Below are 18,541 nucleotides of genomic sequence, written 5' to 3'. Positions count from 1 at the left end.
TTTGATAGATATATATCATCATTTACGGCTATGACTCGTTGGGTGCACGGTGGCATCGGCAGTACGAAACGAATTCCAGCCGGGCCGCAGGTCGGTAGACGTGCCAGGCAAATCCTTAGGTGTTCGAATCCGGCCCCCACTCGCGCCGTGGGGTCCGGATTCGAAGAGGCCGTGGTAGATCACGGACAATATGGGTAAAGGCCGAGATACCCTTCGTATGGATACGGATACGGGTAGCCGCAGTAGCCGTCGTCATAGTAATCGCTGCCGAAACCGCGGCCCCTTCTGAACCTGTGACCGTCTCGGACATGGACGCCATGGACGTGCGCCTCACCGCCCAAGCCTGCGATACGACCGCCACCAGCAACGCCTACGCCGTGCTCACCGCCAAAGCCGCCGCCGCCAAAATGGCTGCCGCCAAAGCCCCCGAAATGGCCGCCGCCACCCATGATTGCGGAATGGCCGCCGAAGCCGCCGCCGCCAAAGCCGCCGCCGTGACCACCGCCACCGCCGTGCGCCATCGACATCGTCGCCGAGCCGGTTGCCAGCACAGCGCCCAGAGCAATCGTCGCCAAGACTGTTGTTACCTTCTTCATAATAAACTCCTGTAGTTGAAGCTTTCCAAGTCTTCGAAAGCTGCATTTAATGTATATACAGGAGGTGCTTTTAAGTATAATATGCTTGTTTGGTGCATATATATCTTATGGCTACACACATTACGTTTTGATCGCATGGCAGTGCCGGCAATCCGCCCTACGGGGCAGGCAGCGCTTCGGCCCTGGCGGGTGCGAAGTACGCAGCTCCGCGAATGCTAGCCATGTCGTGGCAGCTCACACGGGCGGCTGGAATTGCTTAAAGCCCGCTGCCTCGCCTCATTGCTTTTTGCGATTTTCTCGGAACCAGCCGGGCGCAGCCGTGTTGCTCAGCGCCGATTGCGCTCCGGTCCGGCCGTCCTGTCATTCGGCGCCGTCGTCCATCTATTGCACACTGACAACGGTCTGGATTTCATCCCGTCTGGCATAGACAACCTTCACCGCATTTTGCAGTTTTTCGAAGGCGCGCATCTCAATCTGGCGCACACGTTCGCGCGAAACGCCGAATTCGTTGGAGAGGTCCTCCAAACTCCTCGGGTCATCCGCAAGCCGACGCGCCTCGAGGATACGCCGTTCGCGCGCGTTGAGCACGCCAAGCGAATCGATCAGCGCCCTGCGCCGGTTGGAGGCTTCCTCGAACTGAACGAGCCTGTACTCCTGGTTGTCCTCGCTCTCGACCAGCAGATCTTGCCATTCGCTTTCGGGCAGACCTCGCAGGGGCGCGTTGAGCGACGTGTCACCGCCCATGCGGCTGTTCATGTAGATAACTTCCTTCTCCGTCACGCCAAGGTCGCTTGCAATGAGTTCCACCTGATCTGGACGCAGGTCACCGTCGTCCAGTGCCGAGAGGCGAGCCTTGAGCCGCCGCAAATTGAAGAACAACTTTCTTTGATTGGGTGTCGTACCGATCTTCACCAGCGACCAGGAGCGCAGGACATATTCGCGAATGGACGCCTTGATCCACCAGATCGCATAGGTCGCCAAACGAAAGCCGCGCTCCGGTTCGAAGCGATTGACCGCCTTGATCAGACCGATGTTGCCCTCTGATATCACCTCCGACATCGGCAGCCCGTATCCGCGATAGCGCGTGGCAACCTTGGCGACGAGGCGAAGATGCGACACCACCAGTTGGTGAGCGGCCTCCGCATCGTTGTCCTCGCGCCAGCGTTTCGCCAGCGTTTGTTCCTGCCCTGGCGTCAGCATGGGGAAATGTCTGATCGCGTCGAGATAACGGTGAAGCCCGCTTTCGCTCGAAAAGTTTGTTGTTACTGCGCGTGCCATCAAGCACTCCTTGTCTACGTTGCGGGAGATCAGTTGTCTCTCGACGCCCATAGACCTTCGATGTTGGCTTCTCTGTTCGACGCTACCCCTGTTTGCCGCGCTCTTCGCTTGAAGGGCGAAGGTGCACCCAGGAGCCGCTAGCGCGTGCCATGAAGCACAGAATCGATACAGCTGATCATGGCCTGGCTATCCAACGGCTTGCGGAAGAAGCCGATGGCGCCCGTTTCCCGAGCGCGTTTGCGGACGCGTTCCTCGGGAAAGGCGGTGATCAAGATGGTTGGTATGTGATAGCCATGTTCGATCAAATGATCCTGCAGCTCTATTCCTGTCATTCCGGGCATCTGGATATCGCAGATCAAGCATGACGTATCTTCCAGTCTAGATGATCTCAGGAAATCCTCGGCCGATTCGAATGCAAATGCGATGAAACCTAACGATCTAACGAGGCTTGCGGTTGCAAGTCGAACGGACTCATCGTCGTCGATGATCGAGATCATCGCGTTACGGGTCAATTCACTAATCCTCCGTGCTTGCCGATGGCCCAAGCATTGCTGTTTCAACGGCTGTTTCTCGGCGAGATATTGCGCCTGCGCCCGTGGAAGCGGAAGTTATACAGAGGTGTAACAAAGTTATTTCCCGGGAGCGTCTATTCCCAGGGCGCCGGCCATCTTGACCAGGTCGGCTAGAGTTCTGGCGCCCATCTTCTTCATGAGGCGCCCGCGGTGGATTTTCACCGTGATTTCACTGAGTTGCATCTCGCCGGCGATTTGCTTGTTCATCAATCCAGTCGCGACAAATGCCATCACCTCGCGCTCCCGAGGGGTCAGGGTGCGCAGAAGGCTCTGCAGATCCGAGAGCGCCCGATCTCTCTCTCGCCGCTGCCTGTCGCGCTCCAAAGCGCCGGCGACTGCATCCAGAATATCCTGATCTCGGAAGGGCTTGGTGAGAAAATCGACCGCGCCGGCCTTCATGGCGCGCACCGACATCGGAATGTCGCCATGTCCGGTCATGAAAATTATCGGCAGGTGAATGCCTGCCTTGCTCAACTGCGTTTGAAATTCGAGTCCGCTCACCTCCGGCAGCCTGATATCGAGTACAAGGCAGCTTGGACCGTCGGGAAGCCGACTGTTCAGCAGTTCGGGAGCAGAACCGAAAAGCTCGACGCGCGTACCAACTGACCGGAAGAGGCTGCTTAAAGCTTCACGTAGCGACGGATCGTCGTCCACGACCAGAACAGTTGGAGGCACGGCGCCGTTGTTGCCTTGTGACTGGGAGGGAGAGACGGGGCGTCGGATCATGACCCGGCATCCTTTTCGACGCGTGGCAGGGAAAATTGGAATATCGCGCCGCCGCCTGGATTAGGCACGATCCATACATCGCCTCCATGTGACTCAACGATCGACCGGCAGATCGATAGCCCCATGCCTATTCCGTCCGCCTTGGTGGTGAAGAAGGTCTTGAACAACTGACGCGCATTATCGGGATCGATGCCTGGTCCAGAATCCCGGATCCTCACATTTGCCTGGTTCGATTCATCGATCGACGTCGTAACGAGAATTTCGCGTAAGTCGCTGTTACCGGAGGCCATTGCCTGAATCCCGTTGATCAGCAGATTGATCAGGACCTGTTGAAGCTGGATACGGTCACCAAGCGCGGGCAGCGGCCGGTTGGCTAGGTCCAGTTTCAGGGTGATGTGATTTGCAATGAGCTCATGCTGCACCAACACGAGGGATTCGTTGACGATCTCGTTCACGTCGACAAGGGCCATCTGGATGTCACCCTTCTTGGACAACGCCCGGATGCGATGGACGATATCGCTGGCGCGTTGGGCGTCAGCGATGCTCCGCTTGACCGCGCTGCGGACCTCATCCAGATCGGGCTTGTCTCGATCGATCCATCGCAGGCACGCCTCGCCGTTCATAACGATGCCGGCTAGCGGCTGATTCACCTCGTGCGCGATCGAGGCCGTCAATTCACCCAATGTGGTGAGGCGTGTCACATGGGCGAGTTCAGCCTGGGCCTTCAGGACCTCGGTTTCGGCTCGCCTGCGCTGTGATATGTCCGTATTCGTTTCGAGAACCGCCAACGGTTTGCCATCGGCATCCTTCTTCAGCGACCAGCGGCTGGAAACGACAACGACGGATCCGTCCCGCTTCGTGTGCAGGAGTTCACCTTCCCAGCGGTCGGAGCTGAGCAGTTGCCGATTGATCTCGTTCAGCTTGGCTGGAAAGACTGTCTGCAGAAGCTGATGGGTGGACTTCCCCGCCGCGTGTTCGGCGGACCAGCCGTAAATGGCTTCAGCACCACGATTCCAATAAGTGATCAGATCGCCCATGCTGCGTACGAAAATTGCATCATGCGTCAAATCGAGCAATTGGGCCTTTTCAGAGAGATCGTTCGAGGTCGACTGGTTCTTAAGGACAAGAAGGGTGGTAATGGCGATGGCCGCGATGCTCATCAGGCAGCGGCTGAACGCGCCTCCACTGGCTTCTTCTCCGTGAACAAACCAGAAGCTCAATGAGGTGAGGGCTATACAGGCGAACGAGCACAAGACAATGCCACGCCTACGGAAGGTGGTACCTGCGAGCAGAATAACGACCACATAGAGGACCGCGACAGCTCCAGAAAATGGATCAATCGTATCGACAACGAATATCCCGGCCGCCAGAAGGATGGCTAGAGGCGCCACCAGCCGCGAATTGCCGGATGCTGGCGGAGATAATCTGTGCCGCATAAGGTCTCTGCTCAGTTCCTGGTCGACGCTTGCGCTGCTGATCGACTCTCTGTGGCGCGCCGTCCAACCTAGGCAACAGAATCCTTTCCGCTTGTTCGAAATTGCGGTCGTCAGTGCCTGATTGCACCTTTGTCACTGCAACACCTCCAAATCCCCAGGGATCGAGCGCGCCATCAACGGCACAGGCTTGAGAGCGAGCCTAAGGTCCGGCGGAAAACACGCAAGTCAGAGCCGGTCAAGGCAACAACGCACAAGTCCTGGCAACAACGAGAGCGGTATGACGAAACAGGATTATGTCCGGTTCAACGCCCCTGGGCGGAACCCACCGCTCGCCTTCTTGCATCTACATCCGGGCGGCGTTTCTCCACTGAACTGAAAGAGGAACTCATGGCACATGCGATTGAACGGTCCCGCAGTCTCGGCTCAACCTTCCCGGAGTTGCGTGCAAAATGCTGGCTTTTTATAATGCTTGGCATCGCGCTGCTGAGCCTGGGCTTTCTGGGATTCGCGAACCTGTTCGCCGCTCCGGTGCTATCCGTCTTCTATATTGGCGTGTTGATGTCGGTCGCCGGCATCGCGCAGGTCGTGCACGCTTTCAATATTCAGGGATGGAGATCGTTTGCATCCTGGCTGTTGAGCGGCGTCGCCTATGCAATCGCCGGCATCGCCGCGCTCCACAATCCACTGCTTGCAGTCTCGGTTTACACGCTCGTGCTGGCAATCACACTCATTGCGGCAGGCATTCTGCGGTTCTGGGTAGGCCTCCAGTCCAGGCACCATCTGGCCTGGGGCTGGGTTGCGTTTTCAGGGGCAGTCACGCTTCTTGCGGGCCTTGTCATCCTCTTCGGACGGCCACTCAATACTCTGGCGGCGCCAGGCGCGATTCTGGCAATCGACCTGACCATGCAAGGTGCGACGCTCCTGGCATTCGGCTTTGGCCTGAAGAGCAGCACGTTGTCGTGGATGTGAAAATGGAAACAGGCGGGCGCGATAGCCAGAGCATTTCCATTTGCTGCAAGCCGCCCGAGACGATCGCGAGCAGCGTTCCTCCGCATCGCTCCACCTGACAGCCACGATCATCGTGCGATTCAGCTATTGCGTGCGTCAACAAGAAAGACCTCGTCAGCGCCCGATCGCTACCGTGTGTCTTGCGCGCCAGGCGGACACTCATGCGGTCCGCGTCCCAACCAATTGGCGGCGTCGAAAAGCCCCCGCAGCAAGGAAAGAAACAAAATGAGCATAGTCACCGACAAGATATCCCGTCGAGCCATGCTGGCTGCGACAGCAGCCGGCGGCTTGCTCACGACGGCGACACTGGCCCAGGCGCAGAAAAGTGACCCGATAGCCAACGGCCGCGGCGGCACCAACCCTGGTCCGATGAATCCTTCCCGAATAGCTCAGAATCCGGACCTGATGGTGCCACCGAGTACGGATGCGGGTGAGCTGCCGAACCTGCGTTTCTCGTTTGACGATACCCACATCCGACTGTCTGGTGGCGGCTGGACCCGGCAGGTGACCGTGCGCGAGCTCGGTGTCTCCAAGGACATCGCCGGCGTGATCATGCGCCTGAATGCCGGCGGCGTGCGTGAGTTGCATTGGCACAAGGCCGCCGAGTGGGCCTATGTTCTGTACGGGAGAGCACGCATCACGGCGGTCGATGCCGATGGCCGTAATTTCGTCGACGACGTCGGCGCCGGCGACCTGTGGTATTTCCCGTCGGGCATTCCGCACTCGATCCAGGGCCTTGATCCAGACGGGACGGAATTCTTGTTGGTGTTCGATGACGGCGACTTCGACGAGGACAACACCTTCCTCTTGAGCGACTTTCTGAAGCACACGCCTCCCGAGGTGCTCGCCAAGAATTTCGGCGTTCCGGCGTCGAGCTTTGCGGGCGTCCCCGATCCCAGCGAGCTTTACATGTTTCCCGCGCCGGTTCCGGGGCCGCTCAGCGCGGACAAGATCGCGGGCGCGGTTGAAGTCCCGCACGCTTTCAGCCACCGCATGATGGCACAGGCTCCGATCAAGATGAAACATGGAACTGCGCGAATTACCGACAGCAGCGTGTTCCCGGCTTCCAGAACAATCGCGGCGGCCCTGGTTGAGGTCGAGCCGGGAGCGATGCGCGAGTTGCATTGGCATCCCAATACGAACGAATGGCAGTACTATATTCAGGGTCAGGCCCGCATGGGGGTGTTCGCGGCGTCGGGCGCGGCCCGCACATTCGACTTCCAGGCCAACGACGTCGGCTACGTACCCTTCGCCATGGGCCACTATATCGAGAACACAGGCAACACGACGCTGCGATATTTGGAGGTGTTCAAGAGCGACCACTTCGCCGACGTGTCACTGAATCAGTGGCTTGCCCTCACACCGCCGGAGTTGGTCCGCGCCAGTTTGCGCGTCGACTCGCAGTTTCTGCACGCCTTGCGCAAGGAGAAGTCGCCGGTCGTGCCGGCTTAGCATCGCGCAGCCGGGTGCGCGAGCCGGTGACGCTGCCCTCGCTTCTCTTGCAGTTCTTGTTGTCGTTCCGAGCCCGCTGCTCGGACGCGAAGCATACACCAGGATGCTCACGACGGCGCGAGGGAGCGCAGTGATGCCCGCCAGGTCGGATGGACTGCCAGACCGCGATTTGCTTTTGCCGGGTCGTCGATCGACGAGCGCCAGGGTGGCGCAATGCGCCGTCCTCCTGGCGCCGATCGTTTTGACTGCATGCCAGCCAGCGGTTCTCGATCCACAAGGGACGGTCGGGATTGCAGAGAAAACGATCCTGATAGATTCGCTCGCCATCATGCTCGCCATCGTGGTGCCGACGATCGTCGCCACCTTTATCTTCGCCTGGTGGTTTCGAGCCTCCAACACAAGAGCGACCTACCTGCCGAATTGGGAGTATTCGGGCCGTATCGAGCTCATCGTCTGGTCCATTCCCCTCCTAGTGATCATGCTCCTAGGCGGAGTGGCCTGGATCGGATCCCATGAACTCGATCCCGCGAAACCGTTGATATCAAACACGCCACCGCTGGAGGTCCAGGTGGTCGCATTGGATTGGAAGTGGCTCTTTATCTACCCAGGCCAGCGTATAGCGAGCGTGAACCATCTTGTCGTTCCTGCCGGCACTCCCATTCATTTCTCACTGACATCCGCGAGCGTGATGAATGCGTTCTTCGTACCGCGGCTCGGCAGCATGATCTACACGATGAACGGCATGACAACGCAGTTGAACCTGCGCGCGGACGCTCCGGGCACCTTCCACGGCCTTTCGAGCCACTATAGTGGCGATGGTTTCTCGGACATGCATTTCGAGGTAGAGGCGGTGTCTGCGCAGCGGTTCGCTGCCTGGATTGATGCCACGCGCGGCATGGGGCCAAGCCTCGATGCCAAGAGCTACGCTGCCTTGGCCAGGCAAAGCGTGAACACCACTCCTTTCACCTTCCGTGCGGCCGATCCTGGCCTCTTCCAGCAGATCGTCACACAGCAACTGCCGCCTGGACCTGGCCCGCAGACCGGCCGGCCCAATCCGAGCGTATCCCCACAGACGGAGGACTAGGATGTTGGGCAAACTCAGCTGGGCAGCTATTCCCCTCGACCAGCCGATCCCACTGTTCACGGCCGCCCTGGTGGGTGTGGTGATTGTCGGCGTCCTCGCATGGGTCACGCTGAAGGGCTGGCTTCCGTACCTTTGGCGCGAGTGGATCACCAGCGTGGACCACAAGCTGATCGGGATCATGTACATCCTGCTCGCTATGGTGATGCTGCTGCGCGGCTTTGCCGACGCGATCATGATGCGGTCGCAACAGGCGCTGGCGTTCCGCTCCGAAGGCTACTTGCCACCCGAGCACTACGACCAGATTTTCTCCGCCCACGGCACGCTGATGATCTTCTTTGTCGCAATGCCCTTCGTGATCGGGCTGATGAACTTCGTCATGCCGTTGCAGCTTGGGGTCCGCGACGTGGCGTTCCCGACCCTCAACTCGGTCAGCTTTTGGCTCACCGCCACCGGCGCGTTGCTCGTCAATATTTCGCTGGTCGTGGGCGAGTTCGCGCGCACCGGGTGGCTGCCGTATCCTCCCCTGTCGGAGATAGCCTACTCGCCCGGCGTCGGCGTCGACTATTATCTTTGGTCGCTCCAGATATCCGGTGTGGGAACCTTGCTCACCGGCGTCAACTTCGTCACGACGGTCCTGAAGATTCGTGCACCTGGTATGACCTTGATGCGAATGCCGATGTTCTGCTGGACGACGCTCGCCTCCAACCTGCTGATCGTCGCGGCATTTCCCATCCTAACGGCGACTTTGGCGATGCTGCTGCTGGATCGCTACGTCGGTTTTCACTTCTTCACCAATGAAGCCGGCGGCAACGTGATGATGTTCATGAACCTGATCTGGGCGTGGGGACATCCTGAAGTTTACATCCTGATCCTGCCCGCCTTCGGCATATTTTCGGAAGTGATCTCGACCTTTTCCCGCAAGCCGCTGTTCGGCTATCGGTCGATGGTCATGGCGACGATGGCCATATGCGTACTTTCCTTCACTGTGTGGTTGCACCACTTCTTCACCATGGGGGCCGGCGCCGACGTCAACGCGATTTTCGGTATCGCTTCGATGATTATCGCGGTGCCCACGGGCGTAAAGGTCTTCAACTGGCTCTTCACCATGTATGGTGGCCGGGTCGTCTATTCCCAACCGATATTGTGGTCGATCGCCTTCATGGTCACATTCGTCATCGGCGGGATGACTGGCGTCCTGCTGGCGGTGCCCCCGGTGGACTTCGTCCTGCACAACAGCCTTTTCCTTGTGGCCCATTTCCACAACGTCATCATCGGAGGCGTGCTCTTCGGTGCCTTCGCCGGCTACACCTACTGGTTTCCGAAAGCCTTCGGCTTCCGGCTGCACGAAGGGCTTGGCAAAGCATCGTTCTGGTGCTGGATCGTGGGCTTCTACGTCGCCTTCATGCCGCTTTATGTCGTAGGCCTGATGGGTATGACGCGTCGCATGCAGCACTACGATGTTCCCGAATGGCGTCCCTGGCTGCTGATCGCGGCCGGCGGCGCGGCCATCATCCTGGTCGGAATAATCCTGCAGATCGCGCAACTCGCCATCAGCATTCGCCGGCGTAAGGAACTTCGCGACGAGACCGGCGACCCCTGGAATGGACGCTCGCTCGAGTGGGCGACACCCTCTCCGCCACCATCCTTCAATTTCGCGGTGCTCCCGAGCGTCGAGGGCGACGAGGCTTACTGGGGCATGAAGCAGCGCGCGCGCCAGCAGGCCATGCCGGGCGAGGAACCTCCCTATGCGGACATCGAAATGCCGAGGAACAGTCCAACGGGCTTCATCTGCGCCTTCTTCGCCACCTTCATGGGATTCGCACTGATCTGGCATATCTGGTGGATCGTGGTCCTGGCTGCGGTGGGCGCGTTCGCAACCTTTGTTGTCTTCGCCTGGCGGGATGAAGTCGAGTATGTGATTCCAGCTGACGTGGTAGCACGCATCGATCGGGCCAACCGAACCGCGCGCGGTGAGACATTCGCCCTATCGGGGACGCCGTCATGAGCGCGTTCGACGCGGCCGTCGGCCGGGACGGCCCGAACCACGTCGGGCGTGCCCAGGGCTCGCCGGATATTCAACACAGCGCGAAGCATGCGGCCTATGCGCTGGCGTCGAAGCGTATCATCGCAGGCTACGGCTTCTGGATTTTCCTGCTGAGCGACATCGTCATGTTCTCCGCCTTCTTCGCGGCCTACGCGGTGCTGGTTGACGCGACGGCCGGCGGGCCGAGCGGGCGGGAACTGTTCGACCTCGGCAATGTCAGCATCGAGACGGCCTGCCTTCTCCTGTCGAGCTTCACTTGCGGCCTCGCAGGCATCGGCGCCCGGACGCGCAACGGATTCTGGTTCCATGGCGCGATGGCCGCAACCTTCATACTGGGGGCTGCATTCCTTGGCATCGAGATCCGCGAGTTCATGGGCATGATTGCGCTCGGGGCAGGCCCAACGCGGAGCGCGTTCCTGTCGGCCTTCTTTACGCTGGTTGGCTGCCATGGCCTGCATGTGGCCATCGGCTTGTTATGGCTGCTCACGATGATGGCGCAGGTGTTCGCAAAGGGCTACCGGCCCGACATTCTGCGGCGCCTGCTTTGCTTCAGCCTGTTCTGGCATGCCCTTGATATCATTTGGGTCGGATTGTTCACAATGGTGTATCTGATGGGAGTCACCCAATGAGCCACGCCGAGCAGGACGAAGACTCGCACTACGTCGACACCGCGCCGGGTGACGAGAGCCTCGACGGATACGAGGCTGCCGAAGAAATCAGGACTTACCTAATCGGGCTAGGGCTCGCAACGCTGCTTACCCTGGTGTCTTTCTTTATCACTCGCACCGCGCTGGTTTGGGAACCGAGCATTCCTGTCGCGCTGGCCGTCCTCGCGATCGCGCAGATGGGCGTTCACCTCGTCTTTTTCCTCCACATCACCACCGGCCCCGACAACGTCAACAACGTCTTGGCGCTTGCCTTTGGTGTGTTGATCGTTCTCCTAGTCATCGTCGGATCGCTCTGGATCATGGCACATATGAACCACAATATGATGCCCATCGATCAGATCATGCAGATGCAAAGTTGACCCAAAGCGAGGCGGACGCGATCTATCGCGGCAGAGGTGCCCGTGCGCGTAGATTCAAAGCTCAGCCAATGCGTAGCACATTTTCCTATGTTTCGTGGCGCAACCAGTGGAGCAGATTCGCTTACACAATCGCCGGCGTTGCCGCGTTCCACAATCCACAGCTTGCAGCCCTCGGCTTACACGCATGGTTCTTTCCCGGTCAGATGCCTCATGATGATGACCGGGTCGGGCGCCTCAACGTATGCAACGAAGTTCGAAGTCGACGTCAGGCGATTCAACGCGGTCACCACAACCACCGTCCCGGCACGATATCACGGGTTCGGACGGCCCGTGATTGAGATCGTGTCACGCCATCTTTTCTCCGCCCACTCAAATCTGGTGCCGTCAACCCAGAGGCAGTGGGGCAGAACCGCGATCTTGCGAGCAACCGCCACTTTCGCTTTCTTCATGCCGATCCGCGTTGACGATCAATCGCAGGTTCTGTTCGCTGCTGCGCAGGGTTTGCTCGGCCGCTTTCTGTTCTCTGGCCTAAGGTTCCCATCCCTTTGGGCTGTTAGAGCTGATCCAGAAGTTGACATGCTGCGATAAGATCTCGCGTTCCAAATCCTTCAGTAAATCGCTGGTAAACACTTCCTAGCAGCGATCTGGCCTCCTGATTTCTACCCAAATCCCTCCACATTTGGGCAAGGGGAATTGCTGCCTTTAGTTCCCAACTGAAGGCGGATTGCTCTCGCGCGCAAGAAATTGACCTCAGAAGAAATTTCTCGGCAGAAGCAAGGTCCGGCTGCGGCATCATCAACTCGATCTCGCCTTGAGTTCGTAGCAACTCTGGCCGCCAGCATTGTTCGTTAACCAAATCGGCGCGTGACAACGCTACTTCAAGCACTTGCCGCGCTTCTTCGCCTCGTGCTGAAGCTGCCAACGCTTTTGCCAACACACAGGACGTCGAAGAAGCTATTATGCTATAGTGGCTGGAAAGCATGGTTGAGTAGCCTTGCTGGAGCATCTCCAACCCCGTCGAATCGTCCCCATTTACAAGCAGGAACTCGCCCTTCTGTGCACGGGCGATGGCCTGAAAGGCAGGGAGAGAATACTTGGATGCATGTGATAGCGCGCTCTCAATCGGCTCGGCCGCCATCTTATATGCGCCGCACCAAAAGAAGACGGGGATCGTCCAGACTAAGGCAAAGCAGTAGGAAGCATGATGGCTGTAGGCGCGCATGTGTTCTATTGTCTCATGGGCGGATTCGAGAGCTTGATCGGGAAAACCTCGCAGCCACAGGGATCGCGTCAAGGCCAGCCGCGCACGCGCTTCGCTAGCTAGGTCCAATTTCAAAGACGAGGCGGGAAACGCCTGCAACAGGAAGCCATTCTTGCAATGACGCAGCGCAGCCGCCTGATTGCCAGTCGCGTGATATGAGGCGCCAAGCAACCACTCTGAAAGAATTTTTTCGGCGGGGTCGCCCGTTCGCTGAGCGATAGCGGCGCTTTCCTTCGCTGTAGCAATCGCGCCTTGGAAATCACCATTGCGAACGAGATAGACATTGAAATCGGCGAGCAGATCGAATTGACGACGTTCGTCGTGTAAAGTCTCTGACAGATGCAATGCGCGTTTGAACGCGTCCCTGACCTCGTTGACGCTTCCAGGAGTGTAGAGCGCCGATCGCGCCAGTGCGTAATATAATTGTAGCTCTAGTGATGTCCCACGATCTCTTTCAGGTAGCCCAGATATCGCTTGACGACACCATCTCTGGCATTCTCCAAATTGGGAAATTTCCAGAAATATTGACGCGGCATTGGCGGCAAGCTCGCGTCCGATGGCGGGATCGCCCCGATCGGAAAAACTCCACTCAAGCGCCTTGCGGATATTGCCTAGATGAGGAGTGTACTTGGCCGGCTCCCTGCCATCAAAACCTTGTCCTGCAAAGTGCGATTTGAGGAAACTGTCGAAGTAGAGGGCGTGGCGCCCGGCTATTGCCCTTTCCTCGTCGCCAACCTTGAGCTTGGAAGAGGCGTATGCGCGCGTCGTATCCAGAAGTCGGTAGTAGACAAGGCCGCTAATCGATGAGATTGAAATCAGAGATTTGTCGGCTAAGCTTGCAATGGTGGTCGCTAGTTTCTTTCTGTCATTGTCCACAACACCCGCAACCGCATAGGCTGCCTCGAGGGGGAATTGACCGATAAAAATTGAGAGTGTGCAGAGCGTCTTTTGCTCGCTTCCCGACAACAGGTTGAAACTCCAGTCAAGCATCGCCTGCAACGTTTGGTGCCTCGACGTGGCACCTCGCCGACCTTGCAATTGTAATGGATCCGACTCATTGAGGAGGCTGGCCACTCCTCTAATGCCATACGTTCCCACTCGGCTTGCAGCGATCTCGATCGCCAACGCAATCCCATCAAGCCGTCGGCAGATGTCAGCTACAATGGGGGCATCGCTGTCCTGAAGGCCGTCCAAATGCCCCCCGGCAGCAGCCTTTTCCATAAAAAGTTGCACTGCCGGCGAAGCGAGAGCCGAAGCCGCAGACGGCGCGGCGTCAGGCGGCCAAGCAAGCGGCGGGAGCAAATGGACGTTCTCTAACTCGAGGCGAAGTGCTTCTCTGCTCGTTGCCAAAATATGAATGGACGGCGCCCCAGCGACTATGTGTTTTGTCAGCGGCGCGACTGTCTCCATAACATGCTCGCAGCTGTCCAGCATGAGCAGGGCACGCTTGTCCGCGAGAAACGCGGGTATAGCGTGATCTGGTACAAGACCTTGCACAGAACATCCAATAGCGGCGGCAACAGCACTCGCAGCGTCGGCTTTGTCATCCAGGGAACCAAGATCGACAAAGAAAACCATTTCGTTTCCAAAGTCAGACAGAAGCGCGTGGGCAACCGCTATCGTGACCGTGGTCTTTCCAATGCCGCCCGGCCCCACAACACTTACCAAGCGGTTTGATTGCACCTGCGCGATCAACTCTGCCAACGTTTCGGCGCGGCCAGCAATTGACCGCAACGGTGCAGGCAAGTTCTTTGATTGCGGCAGCCCGGCTTCACTGTAAATAGAGCTAGTGCCGCTATGGGGTGAGCGCAAAGGAGCAACGAACGCGTATCCTCGACCAGGTACGGTAATAAGAAAGCGATTTCCGTCTCGAGCGTCGCCCAGGACCTTACGAAGAGCGGCGATGTGGACGCGGAGATTGGCCTCTTCGACCGTCACATCCGGCCACACGATATCAATCAATTTACGCCCGCTCACGATCTCCGTGGGCCGATCGGTTAATGCGATCAGAATGTCGAGCGCTCGGCCACCAATTGCGATTGGCTCGCCATCTCTCGTAAGCAATCGTTTGATTGGTGTCAGCACGAAGCGGTCAAAGGCAATTGTCGAGGTGCCAGATTCGCTGTCGTTTGCCATGATCAAAGCCCTTGGCCTAGCCGGAGCTCGTCTCGTACATTACCCTAATCCGCTATATGAAAGACGTTAAGTCAAGGCGTTGTGGGGGCGCCAGTCGATGCCAGACTGCCGTGTTCACTAGATCGGCGCTTTGTGCCGCCCAGGCTTTCGCACCCTCGATCGTTTTGAAATCACTCAACGACCGCGTAACCGTGCTGGGATCCGTCCTCGCTACCATCTCGCTGAGAGAAGATCCCGGGCCAAGTTCCAGAAAGCGGGTGGTCCCTGGCGGTACGCGCCTTCATGCGATCAGTGGTGTCGAGGGCGCGGCGCACGAATACGCCACGCTCGTCGAGGTCCCTGACCTCTCTGGGCACCCGCCGGTAGTAATGGAAATGGTCGCCCCTCAGTTGCAGGAAGCGGTTAGGATCATGTGCTCCGCGTCGTCTTCCCACGGCCTCTAGAGAATAGGGAAATTCTATAAAAAATACAAAGACTTAGCGGAGGAGCCGATGGTACCGTTGGCTGGGATCGAACCAGCGACCTCCGGATCCACAATCCGGCGCTCTAACCATCTGAGCTACAACGGCACATTTGCCTGAGCGGATCGAGGTTCATTCTCCAGGATACGCTCTGTCGTTCGGCGATGCGTCCATACGGGCTATCGGAGTTTAATTCAAGCTCTTGGCAGCGCATGGCCCCGAAAATCGGATCGATTTTCGCTGGGGAACATGCGCAAACCCAAAGTTCTACAGCGTCCAAGGGAGGCGCGGCGCTGTAGCAAAGATTGCTGGCCACCTTCGCCGGGCAAAGAAAAAGGCCGGCGGGAGGAGGTGCCGGCCTTTTCCTGTTACGAGCCAGCGGGAGGAGGTGCTGGCTGGTCACCCCGGAGAGCAGAGGGAGGAGGTTCCACCCACCGGGTATTCACTTTCACCAATTCTATCGCATATCTATTTGTCTGACGAAATGCGACGTTTTGATGCATCTTCGAGTTGTGCGCAAATATTAGGCGGCCTTGATGTTCTTTACGGCCTTCTCGAAGGCGGTCTTGATCGGCTTGGAGACGTCCTCGGCCGCCTTGGAGGCGACGGTCTGGAAGTCCTTGGCCTGCTCGACGGTCGTTTCGACGTGCTTGCGCAGGAATGCAGTCTGCAGCTCGACGACTTCCGAAAGCGACTTCGCGCCGATCAGAGCCTCGAGGTGCGAAAAGCCGGCTTCGGCATTGGCGCGCAAAGCAGCGATGGTCTTGAGCGACAGGTCGCTGGAAACGGTCTTGGCGGTCTCGAAGGTCGACTCAAGAGCCTTCTGGGTCTCCTCGGCGCCGGTCTTCAGCTTGGCATAGGCCTCTTTCGACTGCTCAACGCCCTTTTCGGCGAAAGCGCGGATCTGGTCGGTGGCCTTGGACGCGTCGAAGCTCGGGAATTCAACGTTTTCAATCGTCTCGGCAGTTTTGGTCTTGGACATTTTCCATCCTTTGTCGTAGCGGCGGCCTTGAAGGAAAGCCGTCTCGTTCATGTATGATGGCAATATAAAGGCAAATTTTGTGCATTGCAATATCTTTGTTGCAGCGCAACATAAAATCCTACCGGCGTTAACCAAGCGCCCAGAGATTCCGACTGCTGCACGCAATGGCTTGTAGACCTTCGCGCCGTCGGCTTTTATTAACAAAGCGTTAACTGCAAATGCCCGTTCCGTGAGGGTTCGCCCAGAGGGTCCGCCAAGCGCATGCCGTCCGAAAACTACTCCTTCCTCGACGTCGCTGTGCTCGACGCGGTCCGGCAGCGCTTTGCCGCCGGCGACGCGATCGCCGTTCTGTCGGTCGACCTCGAACAGGTGATCTGGGCCAACGGACCGGGAGCGGCCGTGTTCGGCTACCCGGACATCGAGGCCATCATCGGCAGTTCGGCAGGGCTGCCGATGATCGCCAGGCGCCAGATCATGGCGACAAGCGGCTTTCCGGAGATCGGCCGCGACCGCGCCATTACGGTCCGGCTGGCCACCGGCCTGACCAGCCGCGCGATTGGCTTCCTGGCCACCGCCATCACCATGCCGGACGGCGAGAATGCGATCATGCTGGCGGTACCGGCAGCGCAAGCCGGCTCACGCAACGCCGCCGAGATTGCCGATCGGGCGATCAGTGGCTTTACCGAGGATGGTCACTTCATCGCCTTTGTCGACGCCAAGGGCGGCATCGAGGCTGCTTCGGATGGTTTTTCGGCGCTTGGCATCCTGCCCGAGACGCTGGCAGCACTCGTGGCCGATGTAACGAACGAGAGCGAGCGCATCGTCAAGCGCCTCGTTCCAGGCGGCACCATCTCCTATCCGGCCGGCCTCGCCCGACTGACGGACGAGCGGCACCTGCTGGTGGTGATCGACGAGGACAAGCTCGACAGCGAAGCTCCTGGTGCCGAGGACCCGGCGGAGACCGAAGCCGGCGCCGATGCGTCGACGGAGGCCGTACCGCCAATTGTCGAAGAAATCCAGGCCGCGGCTGAGCATGACATTGCCGATGCGACCGAACAAAGCCCGCAGGCCGGCGATAGCGATCGGCCGGCGGCCGGCGGAACGCCGGCGCAGCATGACCATTGGTATTTCAGCGCCAGTGAAGATGAGACGCGAGAGCCAGCAGGGCCGGAAGCGCCTCTTCTTGGCGAAGCACCCGCCGGGGCGGATGGTCCAGCACAACGCAGCGCGCAAGACACCGCCGAACCCGCCTCCCCCGCCGGGCGCCCCATGCGGGGTATCGACCGCACTGCAGCGCCGCTGCGCTTCGTCTGGCGCACCGACGCCGAGGGCAAGTTCAGCGCCCTTTCACCCGAATTCGCCGAGATCGTCGGCAAGCCCGCCGCCGATGTGATCGGCAGGCGCTTCAGGGACGTCGCGGCCGCCTTTGGCCTCGATGCATCTGGCGAGATCGCCGGCTTGCTCGAGCGGCGCGACACCTGGTCCGGCCGTTCGGTGCTGTGGCCGATTGCCGGCACCGATCTCAAGATACCCGTCGATCTGGCGGCGCTGCCCGTCTATGACCGCAGCCGCGCCTTCGAAGGCTTCCGCGGTTTCGGCGTCGCCCGCACCAGTGATGCGGCGGTCGATCCGGAGGCGATCGGGATGGCGCTTGTCCCCAATGACCAGGTGTCGGCAGCGGTCGAGTCCAAGATCACCGGGCCTGAGATCCCCGAGACTGCGCCGGAAGCACCAAAGGAACCCGATCCGTTCAAGGGCGAGGTCCCGGCGCTGACCATCGTGCCAAAGCCGGAGCGTCGCTTTGCCGACAAGGTGATCCGGCTGGCGGAGCACAGGCAGCCCGCCAACGACAAGGGCCTGTCGACCCTTGAACGCAGCGCGTTCCGCGAGATCGGCGAACGGCTCAGGAAGGAGAATATTCCGGTCGAGCCGGCCGATGTCGAAAAGCCGGCGGAACCGATGGTGGAACCGGCCGAAACCAATAGCGAAGACGAGAAGGATGTCGCAAGGCTCGACGGCGAGCAACCGGACGAGGCCGTGCAGGAACAACCGAAGGCTGTCCAGGAGCAGCCGGCCGGCCAATCAACCGTGTCCAACATCACGGGCTCGCTGCTTAATTACGCCGACCGGGACCATGTCGCCGACAATAGCGACGACGCACCTGTCTCCGAGCCGGACAGATCGAAAGCGCGGGAGATCGCCCAACCGACCGAAGCGGACAGTGGATCGATCGCCAGCGAAGTACCACCGAGCGCCGGGGCCACGGAAGACGACGACAGCATGACGGCCGATGATTTCCGTGATGCGGAGGACAGCGAGGATTGGGCGCGCGCCAATAGCGACGAAACCCGTTCGTCGACCGATGACATTGGCGATGCCGGTGACATGGAGCCAGCGCCCGTCGACAGGCCGCGTCTCCAGGCGCCGCCGCTCAAGCTCGAAGGGTTCGTGCCGTCGGCTTTTTCAGCCGCAGACGAC

13 protein-coding genes, 1 tRNA gene and 1 pseudogene are annotated in these 18,541 nt (G+C 59.2%); 7 read left to right on the top strand and 8 right to left on the bottom strand.

Annotation, left to right across the window (positions count from 1 at the left end):
- Nucleotides 1–179 precede the first annotated feature (179 nt).
- The 5 genes from C9427_RS06550 to C9427_RS06530 all read right to left on the bottom strand — a co-directional run bounded on the left by C9427_RS06550 (nucleotide 180) and on the right by C9427_RS06530 (nucleotide 4,608).
- Complete coding sequence (locus C9427_RS06550; RefSeq protein ID WP_146172511.1) at nucleotides 180–596, bottom strand: hypothetical protein; 417 nt, start codon at nucleotides 594–596, stop codon at nucleotides 180–182.
- Nucleotides 597–977: 381 nt separating this feature from the next.
- Nucleotides 978–1,874: an RNA polymerase sigma factor RpoH gene (gene rpoH / locus C9427_RS06545; RefSeq protein WP_107648321.1), complete on the bottom strand. Its 897-nt coding sequence runs from the start codon at nucleotides 1,872–1,874 to the stop codon at nucleotides 978–980.
- A gap of 137 nt (nucleotides 1,875–2,011) precedes the next feature.
- Nucleotides 2,012–2,386: a response regulator transcription factor gene (locus tag C9427_RS06540; RefSeq protein WP_245436999.1), complete on the bottom strand. Its 375-nt coding sequence runs from the start codon at nucleotides 2,384–2,386 to the stop codon at nucleotides 2,012–2,014.
- A gap of 117 nt (nucleotides 2,387–2,503) precedes the next feature.
- The gene (locus C9427_RS06535; RefSeq protein WP_107648319.1) at nucleotides 2,504–3,172 is read right to left on the bottom strand and encodes a response regulator transcription factor; all 669 of its coding nucleotides are present in this window, start codon (nucleotides 3,170–3,172) and stop codon (nucleotides 2,504–2,506) included.
- Nucleotides 3,169–4,608 carry a sensor histidine kinase gene (locus C9427_RS06530; protein WP_107648318.1) on the bottom strand — a complete coding sequence of 480 codons (1,440 nt, stop codon included), beginning with the start codon at nucleotides 4,606–4,608 and terminating at the stop codon, nucleotides 3,169–3,171. Before C9427_RS06530 ends, C9427_RS06535 begins: the two co-directional genes overlap by 4 nt.
- Before the next feature lie 387 nt (nucleotides 4,609–4,995).
- On the opposite strand from C9427_RS06530, the gene C9427_RS06525 reads away from it, so the two are divergent.
- From C9427_RS06525 to cyoD, 6 genes are all read left to right on the top strand, one after another.
- Complete coding sequence (locus C9427_RS06525) at nucleotides 4,996–5,577, top strand: HdeD family acid-resistance protein (RefSeq protein ID WP_107648317.1); 582 nt, start codon at nucleotides 4,996–4,998, stop codon at nucleotides 5,575–5,577.
- Nucleotides 5,578–5,841: 264 nt separating this feature from the next.
- On the top strand, nucleotides 5,842–7,068 hold the full coding sequence (locus C9427_RS06520) for an oxalate decarboxylase family bicupin (protein ID WP_280954149.1): 1,227 nt from the start codon (nucleotides 5,842–5,844) through the stop codon (nucleotides 7,066–7,068).
- Nucleotides 7,069–7,201: 133 nt separating this feature from the next.
- On the top strand, nucleotides 7,202–8,152 hold the full coding sequence (gene cyoA, locus C9427_RS06515; protein WP_107648405.1) for a ubiquinol oxidase subunit II: 951 nt from the start codon (nucleotides 7,202–7,204) through the stop codon (nucleotides 8,150–8,152).
- Nucleotide 8,153: 1 nt separating this feature from the next.
- Nucleotides 8,154–10,157: a cytochrome o ubiquinol oxidase subunit I gene (gene cyoB / locus C9427_RS06510; protein WP_107648315.1), complete on the top strand. Its 2,004-nt coding sequence runs from the start codon at nucleotides 8,154–8,156 to the stop codon at nucleotides 10,155–10,157.
- A complete protein-coding gene (locus C9427_RS06505) occupies nucleotides 10,154–10,825 on the top strand; it encodes a cytochrome (ubi)quinol oxidase subunit III (RefSeq protein ID WP_107648314.1) in 672 nt (223 codons plus the stop codon). Before cyoB ends, C9427_RS06505 begins: the two co-directional genes overlap by 4 nt.
- On the top strand, nucleotides 10,822–11,223 hold the full coding sequence (gene cyoD, locus C9427_RS06500; RefSeq protein WP_107648313.1) for a cytochrome o ubiquinol oxidase subunit IV: 402 nt from the start codon (nucleotides 10,822–10,824) through the stop codon (nucleotides 11,221–11,223). The genes C9427_RS06505 and cyoD overlap by 4 nt, the downstream gene beginning before the upstream one ends.
- Nucleotides 11,224–11,776: 553 nt before the next feature.
- Here the strand turns inward: cyoD and C9427_RS06495 are convergent.
- From C9427_RS06495 to C9427_RS06480, 3 genes are all read right to left on the bottom strand, one after another.
- A complete protein-coding gene (locus C9427_RS06495; RefSeq protein WP_107648312.1) occupies nucleotides 11,777–14,620 on the bottom strand; it encodes an ATP-binding protein in 2,844 nt (947 codons plus the stop codon).
- A 492-nt stretch (nucleotides 14,621–15,112) separates the two neighbouring features.
- Nucleotides 15,113–15,189: transfer RNA gene (locus C9427_RS06485), tRNA-His, on the bottom strand.
- 415 nt (nucleotides 15,190–15,604) lie between these two features.
- A complete protein-coding gene (locus C9427_RS06480; protein ID WP_107648404.1) occupies nucleotides 15,605–16,063 on the bottom strand; it encodes a phasin in 459 nt (152 codons plus the stop codon).
- A 261-nt stretch (nucleotides 16,064–16,324) separates the two neighbouring features.
- Between C9427_RS06480 and C9427_RS06475 the strand changes: the two are divergent.
- A pseudogene (locus C9427_RS06475) lies at nucleotides 16,325–18,541 on the top strand (PAS domain-containing sensor histidine kinase); the annotation flags it as partial.

The sequence above is a fragment of the Mesorhizobium helmanticense genome (genome assembly GCF_003034915.1).
Taxonomy (GTDB): Bacteria; Pseudomonadota; Alphaproteobacteria; order Rhizobiales; family Rhizobiaceae; genus Mesorhizobium; species Mesorhizobium helmanticense.
The sequence above is the reverse complement of the archived record's forward strand: the minus strand, read 5'-3'. Positions and strand labels throughout refer to the sequence as shown.

Bases quoted from the DNA above. Each gene is read 5' to 3' on its own strand.
- C9427_RS06550 (WP_146172511.1), bottom strand. From the start codon at position 596: ATGAAGAAGGTAACAACAGTCTTGGCGACGATTGCTCTGGGCGCTGTG.
- rpoH (WP_107648321.1), bottom strand. From the start codon at position 1,874: ATGGCACGCGCAGTAACAACAAACTTTTCGAGCGAAAGCGGGCTTCAC.
- C9427_RS06535 (WP_107648319.1), bottom strand. From the start codon at position 3,172: ATGATCCGACGCCCCGTCTCTCCCTCCCAGTCACAAGGCAACAACGGC.
- C9427_RS06530 (WP_107648318.1), bottom strand. From the start codon at position 4,608: ATGCGGCACAGATTATCTCCGCCAGCATCCGGCAATTCGCGGCTGGTG.
- C9427_RS06525 (WP_107648317.1), top strand. From the start codon at position 4,996: ATGGCACATGCGATTGAACGGTCCCGCAGTCTCGGCTCAACCTTCCCG.
- C9427_RS06520 (WP_280954149.1), top strand. From the start codon at position 5,842: ATGAGCATAGTCACCGACAAGATATCCCGTCGAGCCATGCTGGCTGCG.
- cyoA (WP_107648405.1), top strand. From the start codon at position 7,202: ATGCCCGCCAGGTCGGATGGACTGCCAGACCGCGATTTGCTTTTGCCG.
- cyoB (WP_107648315.1), top strand. From the start codon at position 8,154: ATGTTGGGCAAACTCAGCTGGGCAGCTATTCCCCTCGACCAGCCGATC.
- C9427_RS06505 (WP_107648314.1), top strand. From the start codon at position 10,154: ATGAGCGCGTTCGACGCGGCCGTCGGCCGGGACGGCCCGAACCACGTC.
- cyoD (WP_107648313.1), top strand. From the start codon at position 10,822: ATGAGCCACGCCGAGCAGGACGAAGACTCGCACTACGTCGACACCGCG.
- C9427_RS06495 (WP_107648312.1), bottom strand. From the start codon at position 14,620: ATGGCAAACGACAGCGAATCTGGCACCTCGACAATTGCCTTTGACCGC.
- C9427_RS06480 (WP_107648404.1), bottom strand. From the start codon at position 16,063: ATGTCCAAGACCAAAACTGCCGAGACGATTGAAAACGTTGAATTCCCG.